Annotated in this window: 21 protein-coding genes; 15 read left to right on the forward strand and 6 right to left on the reverse strand. The window is 64.8% G+C overall.

Features of this window, described 5'->3' with window-relative positions; translation table 11 throughout:
- Position 1: 1 nt before the first annotated feature.
- Positions 2–211 carry a hypothetical protein gene (locus tag B5F73_RS04305; RefSeq protein ID WP_087226923.1) on the reverse strand — a complete coding sequence of 70 codons (210 nt, stop codon included), beginning with the start codon at positions 209–211 and terminating at the stop codon, positions 2–4.
- Between B5F73_RS04305 and B5F73_RS04310 the strand changes: the two genes are divergently transcribed.
- From B5F73_RS04310 to B5F73_RS04325, 4 genes are all read left to right on the forward strand, one after another.
- On the forward strand, positions 210–428 hold the full coding sequence (locus B5F73_RS04310; protein WP_087226925.1) for a hypothetical protein: 219 nt from the start codon (positions 210–212) through the stop codon (positions 426–428). The genes B5F73_RS04305 and B5F73_RS04310 overlap by 2 nt on opposite strands.
- 102 nt (positions 429–530) lie before the next feature.
- Positions 531–815, forward strand: a complete 285-nt coding sequence (locus B5F73_RS04315) for a leucine zipper domain-containing protein (RefSeq protein ID WP_087226927.1) — start codon at positions 531–533, stop codon at positions 813–815.
- Between the two features lie 532 nt (positions 816–1,347).
- Positions 1,348–3,210, forward strand: a complete 1,863-nt coding sequence (locus B5F73_RS04320; RefSeq protein ID WP_087226929.1) for a hypothetical protein — start codon at positions 1,348–1,350, stop codon at positions 3,208–3,210.
- A 9-nt stretch (positions 3,211–3,219) separates the two neighbouring features.
- Positions 3,220–3,969, forward strand: coding sequence for an energy-coupled thiamine transporter ThiT (locus B5F73_RS04325; protein WP_143803132.1), 750 nt, complete (start codon positions 3,220–3,222; stop codon positions 3,967–3,969).
- 120 nt (positions 3,970–4,089) lie between these two features.
- Here the strand turns inward: B5F73_RS04325 and B5F73_RS04330 are convergent, their stop codons facing one another.
- Positions 4,090–4,692, reverse strand: a complete 603-nt coding sequence (locus tag B5F73_RS04330; protein WP_087226933.1) for a CBS domain-containing protein — start codon at positions 4,690–4,692, stop codon at positions 4,090–4,092.
- A 385-nt stretch (positions 4,693–5,077) separates the two neighbouring features.
- Between B5F73_RS04330 and B5F73_RS04335 the strand changes: the two genes are divergently transcribed.
- Positions 5,078–6,691, forward strand: coding sequence for a peptide chain release factor 3 (locus B5F73_RS04335; RefSeq protein ID WP_087226935.1), 1,614 nt, complete (start codon positions 5,078–5,080; stop codon positions 6,689–6,691).
- On the opposite strand, the gene B5F73_RS04340 is transcribed toward B5F73_RS04335, so the two are convergent.
- Positions 6,688–7,764: an AraC family transcriptional regulator gene (locus tag B5F73_RS04340; protein WP_087226937.1), complete on the reverse strand. Its 1,077-nt coding sequence runs from the start codon at positions 7,762–7,764 to the stop codon at positions 6,688–6,690. The genes B5F73_RS04335 and B5F73_RS04340 overlap by 4 nt on opposite strands.
- A gap of 174 nt (positions 7,765–7,938) precedes the next feature.
- On the opposite strand from B5F73_RS04340, the gene B5F73_RS04345 reads away from it, so the two are divergent.
- Complete coding sequence (locus B5F73_RS04345) at positions 7,939–10,344, forward strand: glycoside hydrolase family 2 TIM barrel-domain containing protein (protein WP_087226939.1); 2,406 nt, start codon at positions 7,939–7,941, stop codon at positions 10,342–10,344.
- Between the two features lie 131 nt (positions 10,345–10,475).
- Here the strand turns inward: B5F73_RS04345 and B5F73_RS04350 are convergent, their stop codons facing one another.
- Positions 10,476–10,859, reverse strand: a complete 384-nt coding sequence (locus B5F73_RS04350) for a hypothetical protein (RefSeq protein WP_087226941.1) — start codon at positions 10,857–10,859, stop codon at positions 10,476–10,478.
- 112 nt (positions 10,860–10,971) lie between these two features.
- On the opposite strand from B5F73_RS04350, the gene B5F73_RS04355 reads away from it, so the two are divergent.
- The 6 genes from B5F73_RS04355 to B5F73_RS04375 all read left to right on the forward strand — a co-directional run bounded on the left by B5F73_RS04355 (position 10,972) and on the right by B5F73_RS04375 (position 14,461).
- Positions 10,972–11,463, forward strand: a complete 492-nt coding sequence (locus B5F73_RS04355; RefSeq protein WP_087226943.1) for a GyrI-like domain-containing protein — start codon at positions 10,972–10,974, stop codon at positions 11,461–11,463.
- 186 nt (positions 11,464–11,649) lie between these two features.
- The gene (locus B5F73_RS04360; RefSeq protein ID WP_087226945.1) at positions 11,650–12,681 is read left to right on the forward strand and encodes a helix-turn-helix transcriptional regulator; all 1,032 of its coding nucleotides are present in this window, start codon (positions 11,650–11,652) and stop codon (positions 12,679–12,681) included.
- A gap of 61 nt (positions 12,682–12,742) precedes the next feature.
- Positions 12,743–13,024 (forward strand): type II toxin-antitoxin system RelB/DinJ family antitoxin, encoded by a 282-nt coding sequence (locus tag B5F73_RS04365; protein WP_087226947.1) that lies wholly within the window; start codon positions 12,743–12,745, stop codon positions 13,022–13,024.
- Complete coding sequence (locus tag B5F73_RS04370) at positions 13,017–13,445, forward strand: PIN domain-containing protein (RefSeq protein WP_087226949.1); 429 nt, start codon at positions 13,017–13,019, stop codon at positions 13,443–13,445. The genes B5F73_RS04365 and B5F73_RS04370 overlap by 8 nt, the downstream gene beginning before the upstream one ends.
- A gap of 8 nt (positions 13,446–13,453) precedes the next feature.
- Positions 13,454–13,579 carry a hypothetical protein gene (locus B5F73_RS09525; protein ID WP_255376235.1) on the forward strand — a complete coding sequence of 42 codons (126 nt, stop codon included), beginning with the start codon at positions 13,454–13,456 and terminating at the stop codon, positions 13,577–13,579.
- A gap of 15 nt (positions 13,580–13,594) precedes the next feature.
- The gene (locus B5F73_RS04375; protein WP_255376238.1) at positions 13,595–14,461 is read left to right on the forward strand and encodes a PDDEXK nuclease domain-containing protein; all 867 of its coding nucleotides are present in this window, start codon (positions 13,595–13,597) and stop codon (positions 14,459–14,461) included.
- Between the two features lie 73 nt (positions 14,462–14,534).
- On the opposite strand, the gene B5F73_RS04380 is transcribed toward B5F73_RS04375, so the two are convergent.
- Complete coding sequence (locus B5F73_RS04380) at positions 14,535–15,959, reverse strand: DUF2252 domain-containing protein (protein WP_087226951.1); 1,425 nt, start codon at positions 15,957–15,959, stop codon at positions 14,535–14,537.
- A gap of 234 nt (positions 15,960–16,193) precedes the next feature.
- Here B5F73_RS04380 and B5F73_RS04385 point away from each other — a divergent pair, with 234 nt between their 5' ends.
- Positions 16,194–17,441 (forward strand): MFS transporter, encoded by a 1,248-nt coding sequence (locus tag B5F73_RS04385; RefSeq protein WP_087226953.1) that lies wholly within the window; start codon positions 16,194–16,196, stop codon positions 17,439–17,441.
- Between the two features lie 262 nt (positions 17,442–17,703).
- Here the strand turns inward: B5F73_RS04385 and B5F73_RS04390 are convergent, their stop codons facing one another.
- Positions 17,704–18,150, reverse strand: coding sequence for a DUF1810 domain-containing protein (locus B5F73_RS04390; protein WP_087226955.1), 447 nt, complete (start codon positions 18,148–18,150; stop codon positions 17,704–17,706).
- A 61-nt stretch (positions 18,151–18,211) separates the two neighbouring features.
- Between B5F73_RS04390 and B5F73_RS04395 the strand changes: the two genes are divergently transcribed.
- Both B5F73_RS04395 and B5F73_RS04400 read left to right on the forward strand, forming a co-directional pair.
- Positions 18,212–18,832, forward strand: a complete 621-nt coding sequence (locus B5F73_RS04395; protein ID WP_087226958.1) for a DNA-3-methyladenine glycosylase I — start codon at positions 18,212–18,214, stop codon at positions 18,830–18,832.
- Between the two features lie 11 nt (positions 18,833–18,843).
- Entirely contained in the window at positions 18,844–19,299 is a 456-nt protein-coding gene (locus B5F73_RS04400) for an SWIM zinc finger family protein (protein WP_087226960.1), read from the forward strand.
- Positions 19,300–19,393 lie beyond the last annotated feature (94 nt).

Raw genomic sequence — 19,393 nt, forward strand, 5'->3', positions numbered from 1 at the left:
CTCATTTCTGGCGGAAACCGACTTCGGTATCGACCATATTTTGGCGGAAACCGATTTCGGCATCAACCATTTTATGGCGGAAACCGAAGTCGGCATCCGCCAACGATGATACGAAGGGACAGTCCCTTCGTATCATCTCGCAGAGTACGCGGACGAGGGGCTTGTTGGCCTCGAGGATGGCGCCTTTGCCCGGGCGATGGAGGTTAAGCATGGAAGCCCTGCTTGATGCCAACGCCGTGCTGCGCTACCTGCTTGACCAGGTCACGTGCCGACGCAAGAACGTGGCTGCGGCGGCGCTCGGGCTCTACAGCGGCGGCTCGTTCGACTTCGTCGACTGCGTGCTGGCCGCAGAGCGCCAGGAGCTCGGCCGCGACGTCGTGACGTTTGACAAGAGGTTCGTCGTGCTGCTGGGCAAGGTGGGGGACTAGCTGTTCAGTGCCAAGACGTTGTTTACGCCCCGAGGGTGACAAACAGGGAGGGCTCCCGCATGCTGTGGATTGCCTAGATCTGCAGCCGAGGGGAGCCCTCTCATGTCACAGCATCCTAACGCAAGGCTCACGCCCAGGGGGCGGGAGCTGCTCGCCTCCCGGGTCGCCGGGGGCGAGCGCGTGTCCGCCGTCGCCCGCCAGATGGGCGTGAGCAGGCAGACCGCGAGCAAGTGGCTCTCCGCGGCCGACGTGGCCCGGGCCGTGCTCCTCTCGGTCTTCGAGATCACCGTGCTGCGCTTCGTCCTCGACGTGACCCGCATGCGCGCGAGCCTCGTGCGCCGGGGCGCCCCGATGCACTGGGAGACCGTCACCCGCAAGAAGCTCTGACCCTGGGACACAGGGACGGAGGAGTTTGTCCCACCTGTGTCCCTGTGTCACATCGGGGCCTGCCCGTGCCTATGAGGGGGTACGCGTGCGACGGGGCGACGACCGACGTCTCGGAGGGCGACTCCGAGGCCTCCTCGGCCCTTCTCGGGATTGCCCGAGGGCGCCATAGGCTTCCGCTCGGGAGGCAATCGAGCCGAGTCTCCCGTGGGGCAGATTCGAGAGCCCTCTGTGGCAGATGAGGCCTCCGTTGTGTGCGTCTGGGAGGGTGAATTGGGGAGGGACCCCGTACGCGTGACCGAATCCTGCGGCTTTAGTTGCGTGAAAGGGGCGCTAAATCCCTCCTGCCACACAATGGAGCCGTTATCTGACACACGCGGCTCTGTCTGACGCCTCGCGTCCCAGGGGCCCGTTCGGCTGACCACTGGGCAAGGCAAAGGGGCCCTTTAGGCAGGGCGCTTGCGGCGAGCGAGGCTGGCGCGCCGCCGGGCACCTATAATGCTCTCGTTGCCGCGCGGCCGACCGAGGGGGTGCCATGACGTATACCGTGCTCTATGGGGAGGACGTCGACGTCCCCTTCCTCGACCGCCTCGTGGCCGTGGACCACGCCTGCTACGAGCCCGCCTACTGGGGCGACCCCGCCAACACGGTCGCCCGCTACGAGCGGAACCGCCGCTCGTTCGTGTTCGTCGTCGACGACGAGAGCGGGCGTCTCGCCGGCTACGTCAACTTCTTCCCCTGCGAGCTGGGCCTCCACCAGGACAACGTCTCGCGTAGCCCCGTCATCCGTGACGACGACATCGCCCCCGACGAGGTCGCGCAGTACCGTACCGACGAGAACCACCTCTTCGTGCTCTCCATCGCCGTCCACCCCGCCTATCAGGACGGGGAGGTCATCCGGCTGCTCACCGACGGCTTCGTCGGCTACCTGCGGCGCCTGCGCGACGAGGGCCTGCCCGTCACGAGCGTCGTCGCCACCGCCGTCTCGGGCGACGGCACGAAGGTCCTGCGCAGCCTCCTGTTCCACGAGCTCCGTCACCTGGAGGACGGCAACACGGTCTTCGTCTGCGACGGCCCGCGGCTCGACCGCCTGCTCGCGGGAAGGGCCCACTTCGCGACCTACCGCAGCGACCTCTGGCTGCTGCTCCCGCTCGCCGAGCACGAGGCGAACCTGCGCGTCGACAACCTGCTCGAGGACCGTGCCAGAGGCGTCCCCGCCGAGCCCGCCACCGCCGACGACCGCGCGCTCGCCGAGCACGTCATCTCGGAGCTCGTCGAGTACCTCTCCTACGAGTGCAGCAACGAGGTGGTGCGCGACCTCGAGCTCGCCCACCTCGGGAGCTTCGACTTCCTCCACACCACCGACGACTACCCGGCGCGCGATGCCGGCGAGGAGATCGTCATGGGCACCGCGCGCGGGCACGCCGTCCTCGTCTGCCACCGCCGGACGCACATGTTCGTGCTCGCCGTGCTCCTTTCGGCGTATCCCTTCTCCGTCACGCAGATGGAGGACCAGGTCTCCTACGACTACCTCAAGATACGCAGCCCGGAGGGCCCCGACCGCTTCGTCTCCCTCTACGACTACCTGCTCGAGACGTTCGGACTGCACCGCTGCGGGCGCGCGAAGTGCGCGCTGTTCCTCTCGGAGCGCCCGGACAACGACCGCGAGCTGCAGGACATGCTCGCCGCCGAGACGTACGACAACTACGGGCGCGAGTACCGCATCGACAGCACCGAGGTCCGCGCGATGAGCCTCGACAACCGCGCGCAGTTCGACGACTACGAGCTCTACCTCTCGAGCAGGGCCGTCGTCTACGTGGCGAAGAGCTTCCGCGACCTCCCCATGGACCGCGTGAGCGACTTCGCGAACTACCTCTTCATCGTGGTGCTCGTCCTTTTTCAGAACACCGCGCTCGAGAAGGTCAACACGCGCGTGACGAGGGTCCTCGAGGCGAACCACGACATCTCGCCGAAGGCCAAGCTCGCGATCGACCGGGAGTACGGCAGGACGGTGCGCTTCTGGGAGACGCAGAACTTCAAGTACCTCTCGTCCCAGATCGAGGCCACCTGCCTGCGCGAGGCGTTTCTCAACCAGGAGCTGCATGACGTCTACACCGAGCACCAGGAGTACCTCGAGCACCTCGTCTCGGTGAAGAGCGCCATCGTCGAGGGGCGCACGGGCATGGTCATCAACGTGGCCGCCGTCATCCTCGCGATCATCCAGCTGCAGCCCTTCTTCGCCGACCTCCTCCGGGACGTGTACGAGGGGCTCGGGATCGAGGCCACATACGCGGAGACCACCACGTACTGCGGCCTGTTCGGCGGGGTTGCCATTTACGTGCTCGTGGTTGTCATCAACCAGCGGCGTCGCCGGCACCAGCAGAGAAGCCGGATCTAGGGGGTGCGCATGGGAGGGCGAGGGTCCAAAGGGGGCGCGCGGGGCGACGGCCGCCGCGTCTATCGGCGTGAGCCGGGCGACTGGCTCTGGGCGAACCGCGCGTTCTGGACCGTCGCGCTTCTCGCCCTGTCCGTGCTGCTCTCGGCGTTTCGGTTCGTGACGCTTCCACAGGGCGGCTCGGTCACGTTCCTGAGCCTGCTGCCGCTGTGGCTCGTCACGTACTTCTACGGCCCGCGCCATGGCTGCGTGGCCGGCGCGGTCTTCGGGTTCACCCGACTTGCGGTCATCTTCGGCGTGGGCGAGTGGGTGAACTTCTCGCCGGGCGCCATCGTGCTCGAGTACCCGGTCGCGTGCGGGGCCGTGGCGGTGGGAGGCCTGCTCCTGCGCGGGTTCGGGCCGAGGCGCGGCCGCGAGTGCGGTTGCGGGCGCGGGGTGGGGCGTGGAAGCGGCGCCCGTGACGAGGGCGAGGAAGACGATGACGTTAGGGGCGACGTGCTCGTCCTTCGTGTGGGCTACCTCGTCGGCGTGCTCGCGATGGGGGTGTGCTACGTCGTCTCGGCGCTGCTCTTCTACCCGCCCGAGGCCGAGGGCCTGCTTCCCAACCTCCTCGCGTGCGTCGCGTACGACATGAGCTACCTCCTCATCGAGGCGGTGCTCACCGAGCTGCTCCTGTTGCTGCCGCCCATGCTTGACGCCATACTCTACCTGCGCTTTGTTGCCACCACCGAGAAGGGCGACCCCACCCTCCGCTCGTTCTGACTCGCGAGCGGCAGGCGTGTGACAAAGTGACAAAGGGGACGGAGGCTTTTGTCACACCGGAGGCGTGTGACAAAAGCCTCCGTCCCCTCTGTCACACGCCCCCGTCCTACGGGTTCGGCATCACATTCCGGCTTGGTCGAGGAAGCGCCGCACGAGGTAGGTCGTGATCGCCGAGCGGGAGGCGATTCCCACCACCTGGCCGTCGGAGACCACGGGGATCTTCTTCACGTCCGACTCGCTAAGGAGCCGGCAGATGTCCTCGAACGAGGTGCTGACCGGGATGGTGACGGGGTGGTCGGACCCCACGTCGAGGGCCAGCTGGTCCATGATTGACGTCAGCCTCGCCTCGAACTTCGAGCCGCTCTCGCGGAGGCAGTCCAACAGGAGTGCGGGCGCCCCGACCGCCGGCACGTTGTGCCCCACGGACCTCAGGTAGCGCATGACGTCCCCGTCGCTCAGGTAGCCCACGACGGCGCCCTCGGGGGAGACGATGGGCGCTCCGCTGATCTTCCTCTCTGCGAAGTACGCGAGGGCCTCGCGGACGGTCGCGTTTGCAGGCAGCATGAAGACGTCGCGCTCCATGTACTTGGCGAGGGACGCCTCGTCGGCGGGCGCCTCGTCGGCAAGGGCGCGCTGACGCTGGTAGTAGCCCTCGGTGTAGGCGACGTAGATGACGCCGCGGTGGGCGACACCGGGCCCCGCAGAGCCATGTCGTGCTGTCAAATGTTCCTTACATGGTTGCTGATCTGCGTATATGCACTGCAACGCATTGAACGCCGAATTAGCTCAGCGTCGTGCCGTGAGCTGGGTTTGCGACTGATTTTGGAATGACCTGCCTTCAAAACCGACTTCTGAATAGATTTCTGGAGCGAGAAAGCTCTGCGTGGCTCGTTGGCGAAAGAAGCCCCAGTTGAGATTCGTCTCATGGAGCCCCTTCGGGATATGCCGCGTAGAAAACTATTCAGAAGTCGGTCTAGAAGGCAGAAGTCCCTCTAGTTACTGCGTCGAACTTCGTTGACTGCGCGCTTTTGGGCAAGGCAGTGGGCTAGCTACCACGTGCGCATCCGCTACAATAGCTGGGCTCAAACGTCTGCAACGGAGGAAACGCATGCCAAGCCTTGAGGAGGAGATCTCTTCTCGCCGCACCTTTGCCATCATCTCGCACCCGGACGCGGGCAAGACCACGCTCACGGAGAAGCTCCTGCTCTACACCGGCACCATCCAGAGCGCCGGCTCGGTCAAGGGCAAGGCCAGCGCCAAGCACGCGGTCTCCGACTGGATGGACATCGAGAAGGCGCGCGGCATCTCCGTCACGTCCTCCGTGCTGCAGTTCACCTACGAGGGCCACTGCGTGAACATCCTGGACACCCCCGGCCACCAGGACTTCTCCGAGGACACCTACCGCACGCTCATGGCCGCGGACTCCGCCGTCATGGTGATCGACGGCGCCAAGGGCGTGGAGGCCCAGACCGTCAAGCTCTTCAAGGTGTGCGCGCTGCGCGGCATCCCTATCTTCACCTTTGTGAACAAGCTCGACCACGAGACGCGCGACCCCTTTGACCTCATGGAGGAGATCGAGAACGTCCTGGGCATCGGGACGTACCCCATGAACTGGCCCATCGGCAACGGGCGCACGTTCCGCGGCGTCTTTGACCGCGCGAGCCGCCACGTGCTCGCCTTCGAGGGCGACGGCCGCGCCAACGCCACCAAGCGCGTGGCCGAGGTGGAGGCGGAGCTCGGCGACGCCGCCCTCGACGAGCTCATCGGCGAGGAGAACCACCGCACCCTCATGGACGACATCGAGCTTCTCGACGGCGCGGACCACGAGTTCGACCTCGAGGCCGTGCGCACGGGCAAGCTCACGCCGGTCTTCTTTGGCTCGGCGCTCACCAACTTTGGCGTGGAGCCGTTCCTGCGCGACTTCCTGCGCATGGCGCCCGCTCCGGGCCCGCACACGGACGCCCTCACGGGCGAGGAGGTCCCCGCGACCGACCCGTCCTTCTCGGGCTTTGTCTTCAAGATCCAGGCCAACATGGACAAGAACCACCGCGACCGCGTGGCGTTTTTGCGCGTGTGCTCGGGGCGCTTCGAGCGCGGCATGGACGCCTACCACGTGCAGGGCGACCGCAAGATCAAGCTGGCCACGGGCACGGCGATGATGGCCGACGACCGCGCTACGGTGGACGAGGCGTGTGCCGGCGACATCGTGGGCCTCTTCGACCCGGGGATCTTCTCGATCGGCGACACGCTCTGCGTGCCCGGCCGGCGCGTGCGCTACGCCGGCATCCCCACCTTCGCGCCGGAGCACTTCGCGCGCGTCTCGCAGGTGGACACGCTCAAGCGCAAGCAGTTCGTGAAGGGCATGGAGGAGCTCGCCCAGGAGGGCGCCATCCAGATCTTCCGCGAGCTGGGCGCCGGCATGGAGAGCGTGATCGTGGGAGTGGTGGGCGTGCTGCAGTTCGAGGTGCTCGAGCAGCGCCTCAAGAGCGAGTACCACGTGGACGTCTACCGGCAGGCGCTGCCCTACACCGAGGTCCGCTGGATCGACAACTCGCCCGACGAGCTGGACGTGCGCTCGCTCAACCTCACACGCGACACCCTGCGCGTCGAGGACATGCGCGGCGGGCGCCTGCTCCTGTTCACGAGCCCGTGGAACCTGGACTGGGCCACGGAGCGCAACCCCGACCTGCGGCTCTCCGAGTTTGGCAACGTGACGTTCTAGGATGATACGAAGGGACAGTCCCTTCGTATCATTGTGCGGTAGGCGGCGGGTGTCATACCGTGGCTGTCACGAAAATGGGCGTAGAAGTTTGACCTGCCGCGGTATCCCAGTGCTCGAGCTATCTCAGAGATGGGCAGGTCGGTGTCGCGCAGCATTCGCGCGGCCTCGCGCATACAGGCGTCTCGGCACCAGACGGCGAGGCTCGTTCCCGTTCGTGTACGGAACACATCGCTCAGGTAGTTCCCGTTGTAGCTGAATACGCGCGAGAGTTCGTTGCGTGTGACCCGACGTCGCTGTGCAAGCACGTAGGAGACGATGTGCTCCATGAGGTCGTCCGAGCTGGCGCTGGAGAACCTCGTCTCGTCAAGCGTGCTGCCTCTCGGGTCTCCGAGGGTGCCCAGCAGTCGTTCGAGATAACCCTGCACGACGCTACGGTATCCGGGCAGTCGCTCTATCAGCTCCTGGATCACGTGGTTGGTAAGGAGCGAGAGCTCCCGTACCCTGTCTTCTCGGTCGCGAGGAGCTATGTCGACGTAGTCGACCTCACCAGTCGCGCGGACGTTGCGGGAGAGGAAAGCCGCGAGTGCGTCGCACCTGGAGTCACGGGAAATCAGCTCCTTGAGCAGGGAGGGCCTGATGCTAAAGTAGGCGGCGAGATACGAGGTGGACATTCCCTCTGCATGCCAGGCGTTCTGGTTGAGGATGCTGCAGTCCCCGGCGCGATAGCACCTCCGCCTGCCCTCTACGGTGAAGTCGAGCTCTCCGTCAAGAATGGCAACGAGCTCCAGGTAGTCGTGCTTGTGAGGGTTGGCAATCGGCTGGTCAGGCTGCGGCAGCAGGACACAGAGTGCGCTGCTTGGAGCAAACAGGAAGTACCTTCGCTCGCCCGGTTCGCACCAGTCAACAATAAGGAGAAAGTCGTCCTCGATAGTCTGGTGCCAGACTTCGCTCCCCTTTACTGAGCTGATGATCGGTGAGGTGCCTCCCGCCTCAAACTGGCCGCTCCGCGAGAGGTCAATGACCTGGTTGGCAGACAGCACATTGGTAAGCGTGCCAAACAGTCCTGCGTCCACGACCTTTCCTTCCGCTTGTCACGGCAGGCGAGAAGAACTGTGGAAACAGTACACCATTTGCCCGTATCACGCGAAAACAAAACGCGAAGACGACGGTTGCTCGACCTACTGTGAGCGTCAAGGTGAACGCGAGCAGATTGCATGCCTGCACGCGCATGTGGAAAGGGGACATCTATGAGAGACGAGCTTTGGAACGAAGGCTGGACGTTCTGGACAGACGGCGAAGGTGTGCGTCGCACAGTCCGCTTGCCGCACGACGCGATGCTCTATGCCCAGCGTGGTCCCGAGAGTCCCGCCAAGGACGCCGGTGGCTACTTCTACGGAGACGTCTATCACTATGAAAAGCGCTTCGTCCCTCGGGAGGCGTGGGCGGGCCAGGAGGTCGTGCTCGTTTTCGACGGCGTGTATCGCAATGCCACGGTGACACTCAACGGTACGCAGGTCGCATGGCACGCGTACGGGTACACGCCCTTCTCGGCTCGTCTTACCGAAGCCTTGCTTCCGGGGTGTGAGAACGTGTTGGAGGTCGTCGCGGACAACTCGGAGCTCCCCAATGCACGCTGGTACACGGGTGGCGGCATCTATCGTGACGTGCGTCTGCTCGTGGCGCCCATGCACCACATAACGTGGCAGGGTGTCCAAGTTGACACGGTTTCCACTGATCCGGCGGTCGTGCGGGTGAGAACTGAGCTCACGGGTCCTTCTGTTGTGGGGGAGCGCGTACGCGTGGAGATTCTTGACAAGGGGGAAGTTGTCGCTCGAGGCGAGGATGCTGACGCGACGCTTACGATTCCCGATGCCCGCCTCTGGAGCGCGGAGCGCCCGGAGCTCTACGTCTGTCGCGTGACGCTCGAGGACGCCACGAGTGCAGTGATCGATGTTGCGGAGACCACTTTTGGCGTTCGCACGCTGGCCTGGTCTGCCGAGAAGGGCTTCTTGGTGAACGGCGAGACGGTGCTTCTCCGTGGCGCGTGCGTACACCATGACAACGGGATGCTGGGTGCGGCGAGTTATGACGCATCCGAGGAACGCAAGGTCCGCATTCTCAAGGAGCAGGGCTTCAACGCGCTTCGCAGCTCGCACAACCCTGCGTCCCCGGCGCTGCTCGAAGCGTGCGACCGACTGGGCATGTATGTCATCGACGAGACGTTCGACATGTGGTTCCAGCACAAGAACCCCTATGACTACGCGAGCGACTTCGAGGCGTGCTACCTCGATGACGTGCGTGCCATGATCGAGCGCGACCGCAACCACCCCAGCGTCGTGATGTACTCCATCGGCAACGAGGTCTCCGAGCCGGTTAAGCCGCATGGTCTGGAGGTTGCGCAGAACATGATCGACCTCGCTCATCGCCTGGACCCGAGCCGTCCTGTGACGGCGGGCATCAACTTCATGGTGCTCATGATGGCGAGTTCCGGTAAGGGCCTCTACGACGAGGGCGGCCTGGCGAAGGACTATGCCGACGGGAACCGTGCCGAGAAGGACGGTGGTCGTCGCGCGGAGCGAAAGTCGGGCAGCCTGCTTTTCAACACGATGATGTCGGTCCTGGGCAAGGGCATCAACCGCATGGGAAACTCGAAGAAGGCTGACCGTGCCACAACGCCGGTGCTCGACCTGCTTGACGTGTGCGGGTACAACTACGCGAACGGGCGCTATGCCAAGGAGGGAAGCGTCCATCCGGGGCGCATCATCGTTGGCTCGGAGACCTACCCGCAAGACATTGCCGACAACTGGGCGAAGGTCGAGCGCCTTTCGTACGTGATCGGTGACTTCATGTGGACGGGCTGGGACTATCTGGGCGAGGCTGCCATTGGGTCGTGGAACTACGAGGGCGTGTCGATGGTGAACGTGCGCTATCCGTGGCTGCTCTCCGGGGCCGGGGTCGTCGACATCTGCGGGCGCCCGGACGCGCAGGCGGCATACGCAGCGACGGTTTGGGGTGCGCGCGAGAAGCCCTATCTGGGCGTGCGACCGGTGAATCACCCTGGCGTTCGCGTGACGAAGGCTGCGTGGCGCGGGACCAACGCGTTTGACAGTTGGTCATGGGCCTCGTGCGAAGGCAACAAAACCACGGTCGAGGTGTACGGACGAGGCGAGATCGCCGAGCTTCTCGTCAACGGGAGGAGCTGCGGCCGTAGGCGCCTCAAGAAGTTTAGGGCGCTGTTCCGTGTGCGCTATGAGCCCGGCACGCTCACGGCGGTGGTCTACGATCGAGCCGGGAAGGAGCTGGGTCGCAGCGAGCTCGTCTCGGCGACCGGGGCGGTGCGTCTGGACGTGCGGCCGGAGGTCTCGTGCGTGCGCGTCGGAGAGATTGCCTACGTTGCGATAGAGCTGAGAGGCGAGAACGACGTGTTGGAGTCCAACGCCGACCGACGGGTGACGCTCGAGGTGGAGGGCGGCGAGCTGCTCGGCTTTGGCAGCGCGCAGCCAAACCCGGAGGAGAGCTACCTCTCCAGCGAGTGCCAGACCTGGTACGGACGAGCCGTTGCCGTCGTGCGAGCAAGTGAGCGGGGGCAGGTCTCGATTACCGCCCGCGACGCCACCGGCCAGGTTGCCTCCGCTGCGATCGAGGTTGAGTAGACAGTCGCGGTCGTGACGGATCCCTTTCCTGCCGAGGCGGGGGCTGCGGAATAATCGGTCTCAAAGAGGGCCGTTATCCGAAAGTTCCCCGCCTCGGCGTGTGAGTGATCCCAAGGGATAGTTCCTTTGCTTCATTTGGCGGTGGCGCAGCCGATGGCGAGGCCGATCGCGGCGGGGATGAGGCCGTACAAGAAGACGGCCAGGTCAGCCGGTGCGATGTTGGTGAGGCCGAGGACGTTCGAGAGGCTGAACGTCGCCACGGTGTGGAGCACGTAGAGCGCGGCGATCACAACCGGCGCGGCGAGGCGCCGCCAGCCGAGCTCGGCCGCGCGGCCAATCAGAAACGCCGCCACGACGCCGGCAATCGGCAGGGCAATGCCGAGCGCCAGGATCACGTAGCCCATGATGCCGCCCCCGCCGAGGGTGCCCGTCGCAAGGAATCCCCAGTAGAACGCAAGACACGCGAGCCAGACTGCGCCGTAGACGAGCGCGGCCCTGACGAGACGCTTCTCCATGGGACACCTCCTCGGTCGTGCCGTTACCGTCAGTCTAACCAGGAGAAAGAAGTAATCTCTTCTCTGATGATGAATAGGGACTGTCCCTTTTCATCCAAGGGAAGGACATCTCATGGAGTATCGAATCATCGAGAAGGGCGAGTTTCGCCTTGCTGGCGTCGCGGCGCGTGTGCCGATGCAGTTCGAGGGCGAGAACCCCGCGATCGCGGAGCTTGCGCTAAGCATCACGGAGGCGCAGCGCGCCGAGATGCACCGCCTGATGGACACGGAGCCGCGTCGCGTGGTGAACGCCTCTTGGAACTCGGACACCAACTTCCAGGAGGAAGCGGGCGAGCTCACGCACCTCATCGGCGTGCCGACCATGGCACATGAGGCGGGGGAGAACCTCGCGCTCGTGGAGGTGCCGGCGCTCACCTGGGCGGTCTTCCCCAATGACGGTCCCCATCCGGAGACCATGCAGCAGACGACTGCCCGCATCTATGCCGAGTGGCTCGCCGAGGCACCCTACGAGCTTGACGGATTCCGCATGCTCTCGTTCAGTGACGTCCGCGACGACGGCACCGCCTACAGCGAGATCTGGGTGCCCGTACACTGCAAAGCGTGACACTGTCCTTCTCGCCCGCTCGCTGCGGCCAACCTCGCATCTACCTGCGGCGCGCAACCGGCGGGCGCCCTCTGGTTGCCGCGAAATCGGCCAAATTGCGCACCGTCGGTTGGTAGAATTGCGCCGTGCGCGCCCGCAGACTAGAGGTGCCGGCAGACAGAGTACACCCCCGACGAAGGGCAGATCATGAGCTTTCGCGACAACCTCCAGCACCTGCGCGCAGAGCGCAACATGACCCAGGAGCAGCTGGCCATGCTGCTCGGCGTCTCCCGCCAGAGCGTCACCAAGTGGGAGGCCGAGAAGAGCCAGCCGGAGATGGACAAGCTCCTCAAGATGTGCGAGATCTTTGACTGCACGCTCGACGAGCTCGTGACGGGCGACCTCACCGGTCGCGCCGCGCCCGCGACGGCCGCGCCCATCCCTGCCGGCCCGCCCACCGACGTCTGCGGCTACGAGGAGCATTGGCGCATGATGGCGCTCAAGGTCCCCACCGGCGTCGCCCTCATCCTTCTGGGCATCGCGCTCGGCCTTCTCTTTGAGGGATCGGTCGAGCTGGCGTCCTGGAACGGGCGCGACGGCCTCTTCGTGATCATCGTGCTCGTGGGCATCCTCGCGGGTCTCGCGTTTCTCGTGCCTGCGGGCATGGAGCACACGGCGTTCCAGAAGGCGCACCCCTACGTGGAGGACTTCTACACCGACGAGGATCGCGCCGCCGCCCGCCGGCAGTTCTCGACGGCGCTCATCGCCGGGCTCGCGCTCATCTTCGCGGGCATTGGCTGCCTGCTCATGCTCGAGAAGACCGCGGAGAACTGGGCGCTCTTCCTTCTCATGCTGTTCATCGCCCTGGGAGTGTGGTGGATCGTGCGCGGTGGCATGCTGCTCGGTCGCGTCAACGTCGAGGAGTACAACAAGTCCGTTGCCGAGGACCTCGAGGTGGAGGACATCGTGTCCGCAGAGCTCGACGAGGCCCGGCGCGAGGCCCTTCTCGCCCAGAAGAGGCACGGCAAGAAGCTCGGGGCGGTGTGCGGCGTCATCATGATCGTGGCCACGATTGTGGGCCTGGCGCTTCTCTTTGCGCCGGTGTTCTCGGCGCCAAGCATGGACTCTTGGACCCCGGAGGGCACCTCGGCCATGTGGTTCTGGGTGGCCTGGCCGGTGGGTGGCCTCGTCTGCGGCATCGTGACGCTGCTCTGGGAGGCGTTCAGCCGCGAGGAGTAGCGCTCCACTCTTTGTCCTGCGCCTCTGCTATTATGTAGACACGTCTACAAAGGAGGCTCGCATGGCAACAGCGGTGGTGTCGGGACGGGTGGACGAGAAGGTCCGCCAGCGCGCGGACGCCTACATCCGCGCAGCGGGGTCCACGCCGGCCGAGGTCATCAAGGTGGTCTGGGAGAACATCGCACGCACGGGCGAGGTGCCGGAGGAGGTGCCGGCAGAGGAGCCCCGCGGTACCTGGGAACGCTTCATGGAGTTCCGAGAGAGCCTTCCCAAGGCCGAGCCGTGGCTGGTGAACCTCACCGAGGAGCAGATGCGCGATATGATTGCGAGCCGCTATGCGTGACTTCAACAGCAGGAGGCTGCTCTTCGATACCGGCGTTCTTCTCGACGCGGTCTGCAAGGAGCGACCGCAGTCTGCGGAGGCATGCGAGGTCCTTCGCCGTTGCAACGGCGGGGGAGACCTGGGGCTTGTTGCCGTAGGGTCTCTCAAGGATGCGTATTACGTGCTTCAGCGCCAATACAATGAGGTGCAGGCGAGAAGATCGGTGGAATGGTTGCGCGAACTGCTCGTGATCGCGCCGATGGGCGCGGAGGAGTGCGAGCTCTCGCTCGGCTGCGGCGAACCGGATTTCGAGGACGGCCTCATCCGTGCCTGCGCCGAGCTCAACGACGTGGACGTCATCCTCACGCGCGACGTGGACGCGTTCAAGCGCTCCAAAGTGCGCGCCATGACCTGCGCGGAGTACCTCGAGACCTTTGGCTAGGGGGCGCCATGGATGAGCTGCTGTGCAACGACGCAAGCTACATGGAGACGCTCGAGCGCGTCAAGCAAGAGATTTCCGGATCGAGGGCGCGTGCCGTGCTTGCGGTCAACAGTGAAGTTGTCTGTATGTACTGAAGGATAGGTAAGCTCATCGACGAGCGCTCCGAGTGGGGCAATCGCTTCATCGACTCCCTGTCTGGCGACATCAGGCTTGCGTATCCGGGAATCAAAGGCTTCTCGGTTCGCAACCTCAAGTACATGCTTCGGCTTGCACGCGAATACGATCTCGAATTTGTGCAACAGGTTGTTGCACAAATACCATGGGGCCACACGACGCACCTGTTCGACAGGGTGGGCGGCCGAGTTGAGCGCGACTGGTATATGAGGAAGGCGGCAGAGCACGGCTGGAGCCGCGCGACGCTCATGCACCAGGTGTCTACCGGATTGTTCGAGCGCCAATCCGAGGTCCAGAAGGTGACTAACTTCGACCGCCTGCCCCCGCCGGCGGACAGCGAGATGGTGCGGCAGGCGCTTAAGGACCCCTACATCTTCGACTTCATAACCGCAGACGAGGGAGTCGAGGAGAAGACACTTGAGAATGAGATAGTCAGGAACATCACGGGGCTGCTCCTCGAGCTTGGCACCGGCTTCGCGTTCATGGGCAGACAGTACCAGCTGGTCGTCTCTGGCAGGGATTTCTACATTGACCTGCTCTTCTACAACACGAGGCTGTCGCGCTACTTTGTCATTGAGCTCAAGGCGTGCGAGTTCCGGCCGGAGTATACGGGAAAGCTCGGGTTCTACGTCGCCGCCGTGGACGACCTGCTCCGCAACGAGCATGACGGATCCACTGTCGGTCTCCTGCTCTGCAAGACGAAGGACAACACAATCGCCGAGTACTCACTGCGCAGTACGTCGGCCCCCATTGGCGTGAGCGAATTCAGAACCGCGGACGAGCTCCCCGAGGAGATGCGCGGAATCCTTCCGACGCCGGAGGACATCGCAAGCCGCGTCTGATGGGGCGACGTCTCACACTATTCGGACCTCTGAAAGAATGAAAGGCCGTTGAACGTTTCGTGAGGTTCGGCAACTACGAACAGAACCGCTCAATGAACGCCAGGTAGTCGGCCTCGTTCTGGTCGGCGTAGGCGCGGGCGAAGTCCCACATGGCGTCCTCGAAGGCGTGGCCGTCGTCGAGGTAGGCGGCGATGGCAACCTCGTCACCGGTGCGGGCGTGCGCGTGCGCGAGCGACCACGCGCAGAGCCGAGCGACGTTCTCGAGGCTCTCCGGGCCCACCGCGGCGAGATCGATCGAGCCCTTGCCGTTCCAGAGCTGGCGCACATAGTAGTCGCGGGTGCCGACGCTCGCCGTGGGCACGCTCGTCCAGCCCAGCAAAAAGTCGCTCGTGGACTGCGCGAGGCGCTGTCCCTCCACCACGCGCTCGCCATGGCTCGCAAAGCCGCTCGGTCGCCAGTAGCGCTCCACGACCGACTCCTCGGCCTCCTTGACCTGCAGGACCAGCGGGTCGTCCTCGTTGCGGCCCGTGAGCAGCGCGATCCAGGCGCGCCGTCCTACCGAGCCCACGCCCACCACCTTGCGCGCGGCGTCCTGCAGGCGATAGCGGCCGAGAAGAACGCGGCAGTCGCGAGGGAGGCTCTCGAAGTACGCGTCCAGAAGCTCGCGCAGCGCATGGGAGAGCTGCGCCGCGTCGTAGCCCTGAGCGGACGAGAGCTCCGCGAGTGGCACGAGCTCGGGCGGCCGTGTGTCAAAGCGGAGGCGCCCGTCGTCGTGCACGGTGAGGCGGTCAGCCGCGCGCACGCTGTCCTTCTCGCGCGCCTTCTCCACGACCTTACGGATGGTCCGGCCCGTCTTGCCGTCGAGCTCAAACTCGTCGAGCATGCGCTCGACGTCGAGGTGGGCGTGCCAGACGTCGAGCTCGCCCATCTCCGCGAAGCGCGCCATCGCGCGGCGGTACTGCCTGGCGCAGGCGCGCACGGCGTCGCGGCGGTCTGCCTTGGAGAAGCCGCGGTCACGCCCGCAGATCTCGATGCTCGCCACGAGGCGCATGACGTCCCACTCCCAGGGACCGGGCGCGGTCTCATCGAAGTCGTTGACGTCAAAGACGAGGTGACGCGTGTGGCTCATGAAGATGCCGAAGTTGCCCACGTGCGCGTCGCCGATGCACTGCACCTCGAGGCCGGTGACGGGCATGGTGGCAAGGTCAGCGGCCATGATGACGGCGCTGCCGCGGTAGAACGTGAACGGCGAGACACCCATGCGCTCGTAGCGCAGCGGCACGAGGCTCGGGTCGCGCGTGGCGGACTGCTGCTCGATGAGGCCGATTGCGGAATCGCTGGATGTGCGGGGCTCCCATGCGCCGAGCGAGGCGATCGGACACGCCTCGCGCGCGGCGAGGCCGGCGGCGCGGCGCTCCTCCACGGTGGGTGCCGGCCGGTAGAGCACCGCCTGCGAGCTGGGCGCGGCGTTCTTCTCTATCTCCTCGAGCTCGTCCATGCGAGTCCTTTCCTGTTGTGAAGGGCGGGTTCGATTGTCACACATTGAGTCGGCGACGGCTTGCTAGGGCGGTCGAACAAAGGTTGGGTACTTTTTTGCGCATGTCCCGAGTATTAGCCCCTATTCGATTCAGGTAACTGCTGGTAGATGCCTTGGGGAAAATGCACTATACTTTCGGTGGCCACGAAAAAGTACCCAACCTTTTCTGATTGCGATTCTGGAAGCGGATTACCCATGCAAAAAACCTCTTGGAAGCTCAAGCTCGCGTGCGTGTGGGGCGGCGAGCTGGTCTCCGTGCTCACGAGCTCCATCCTGCAGATGGGCTTCGTCTGGCACATCACGCTCACCACGAACTCTGCGAGCATGCTCTCGCTGGCGTCGCTCGCGGGGTTCCTGCCGCTGGCACTCTTCGGCACCTTCGCGGGGACCGTCGTGGACCGCTTGCCGCTCAGGGTCACGCTCGTGGGCGCCGACCTCTTCATCGCGGCGGTGAGCGCCGTCGTGGCGGTGGTCTCGCTCACGGGGACGCTGCCCGTGTGGGTGGTCATGGTGGCGCTCTTCGTGCGAGCTGTTGGCAGCGCCTTCCACACCCCGGCCTTCCAGGCGCTCACGCCGCTGGTGGCGCCGGCCGAGCACCTCACGCGCCTCGCCGGAGTGACGCAGGCCGTCCAGTCCGGCGGCTACATCCTCGGTACGGCAATCGCGGCGGTGATCTACCCGCTCTGGGGGCTCACGGCCATGATCGCGCTCGACGTTGCGGGCGCGCTCTTTGCCACGGTCGCGGTGCTCGCGGCGCGGCTCGACGTGGGCGGCTCCGGAGCGCAGGCAGGCGAGAAGAACCTCGGCCTTGTCGCCCAGGCCCGCGCCCTTGCGGGCGAAACCGCAGACGGCTACCGCGTCCTGCGCGGCTACCGCGGCCTCTTCGCGCTGCTATGGTGCGGCTTCGTCTTCACGCTGGTCTTCTCGCCCATATCGGCGCTCTTCCCGCTCATGACGCTCGACCACTTCGGCGGCACCACGGGTGACGCCGCCACGGCGGAGATCGTGTTCTCGGTGGGCATGATCGCGGGCTCCGCGCTGCTCGCCGCGTGGGGCGGCTTCAGGAACCGCGCGCTCACCGTCTGCTTTGCCACTGCGCTCTACGGCTTTGCGACGCTGGTCGCAGGCTGTGCGGGGCCCAACGCCGGCGGAATGCAGCTCTTCTTTGTGATGAGCTTCCTCATGGGCTTGAGCTCGCCGTTCTACTCCGGCCCGCAGACCGCTCTCATGCAGGAGAAGGTCCCGCCCGAGTACCTGGGTCGTGTCTTTGGCCTCTACGGCGCCATCATGTCCTGGGCGATGCCGCTGGGGCTGGCGTTCTCGTCGCTCTTCGCGGATGCCGTGGGCGCGTCGGCGTGGTTCGTGGGCGCCGGTGCTGCGATGGTCCTTCTCGCCTGTGTGACCTGGGCAATCCCCGCTATTCGCGGCATCGAGAAATCGTGACGAGGAAGACCGTTTTGCTGCCGGAACGAGCGTCGCGAAGAGCCGTTGTCGTCCCTAGTCGATGACGCCCATTGTCTGGGTACTTTTTTCGCTGCGTCAAAGTAGCATCGATATTCCGTCTTCTATAACTGCTGGTAGACGGCTCATAAGAAAAATCTATACTCCGGCCGAGGGCAAAAAAGTACCCAGACAACGAATTGCCGCCGGCTCACTCGCGATTGCTTGCGTCGGCATCGGTGCGTTTGCGGCTCTCAAAGGTGCCTCACTCAGGGTCACACCCCCAGGACTCGTTTACGATTCGCAGCGTGAGCTCGTCGCGGCTGCCGGCGTAGTACTTGTCCAGCACGGCACCGAAGACGGGGTCCACGTCCGCGAGCTCGAAGAGCGTCATCGACGAGCGGACCTTGAGCGCGTCGATGTCCCCCAGCACGGCCACGGGGTCGCTTCCCGGCAGGGCGAGAAGTGCGTGCGAGATCTCGAGCAGGCGCGCCCTGAGGAGGGGGTGGCTGACGTACGCGTCGAGCTCCGCACGGCTGGCGATGCCGTAGCGCTCCGCCATGGGGCTGCGCCCGAGCCCGCGTGCCTGCGGGAAGACAAACCAGATCCAGTGGCTCCGCTTGCGCCCCGAGCGAATCTCGGCGAGCGCCCGTTCGTAGACGTTGCCGTCCTGCGCTCGGACGAAGCGCTCTATGTCAAAGCTCTCGGTCATGTGATGCTCCTCCCCTTTGTCAGATAATAGACCCGGCAAGCCGAGAAGAGCGGAGGACCGCATGTCGTACTGCGACTGGGACACCACCGATGAGCTCTGCCTGCGCTACCACGACGAGGAGTGGGGCGTGCCCCTGCACGACGACCGCGGACAGCTTGAGTTCCTCTCGCTCGAGGTCATGCAGTGCGGGCTCAACTGGACCATGATGCTGCACAAGCGCGAGGTGTTCCGCGGGTGCTTTGCGGGCTTCGACTATGACGCCGTGGCGGCGTTTGGCCCGGACGACGTAGAACGAATCCTGGAGACGCCGGGGATGATCCGCTCCCGTCGCAAGGTTGAGGCCATCATCGGCAACGCGCGCTGCTTCCAGCAGGTGCGCGAGGAGTTTGGCAGCTTTGACGCGTACCTGTGGGGCTTCTCCGACGGTAAGACGATCCTCTACAACAAGCACGCCGATGGGTGGATTCCCGTGAGCAACGGCCTCTCGGCGCGCGTGGCTGCCGACCTGCGAAAGCGCGGCTTCAAGTACCTGGGTCCCACGACGGCCTACTCGCACCTCCAGGCCTGCGGAATCATTAACGACCATGGTCGCGACTGCCCGCGCTACGCTGCGATAAACGCCCTGGGCCCCACGATCGAGAAGCGCCGCTACCTCGAGAAGGGCGTCCGCCACTACGAGTAAGAGGAACGGGAATGACCAAGCTTCCGTATCTGGCGAGTGGCGCCTTACTGTGGAGGGGGTACGACTACTACACCGACCACAAGGTGCTCTCGTGGGAACCTACAGAGTCGGGCGAGCGCCCGCAGCAGTTCGACGGGGTCGTCTCAGGAAACGGTGATAAACCATACGAGGTGCACATCGATATAGCGCATCCGAAGAAGTCGACCTGTACCTGTCCCTTTGCGGAGGGTCGTCACGTCATCTGCAAGCATATGGTCGCACTCTACTTCTCCGTCTATCCCGCTGAGGTGGACGAGCTCCTGCATGCTGAGGAGCAGTGGGAGGCGGAGGAGGCCGCGCGCGAGGAGGCGCATCGAGCCGAGACCTGGCAGTACGTGAGGGGGCTCAAGAAGGTCGAGCTGCAGGAGGGGCTCTATCGAGCGCTACTCGAGATCGATGACCTTCGCAACAGGCGAGGCTGGTGGTAGAAATCCGTAAGAAACTCTGCGTTTCTAGCGAACAAATGTTCTAAACTGTGCTATACTCTCAGCAAGGTACGAGGGCGACGAGAGCGGCACGGAG

Origin of the sequence: Olsenella sp. An270 (assembly GCF_002159735.1) — a bacterium.
GTDB lineage: Bacteria > Actinomycetota > Coriobacteriia > Coriobacteriales > Atopobiaceae > Thermophilibacter.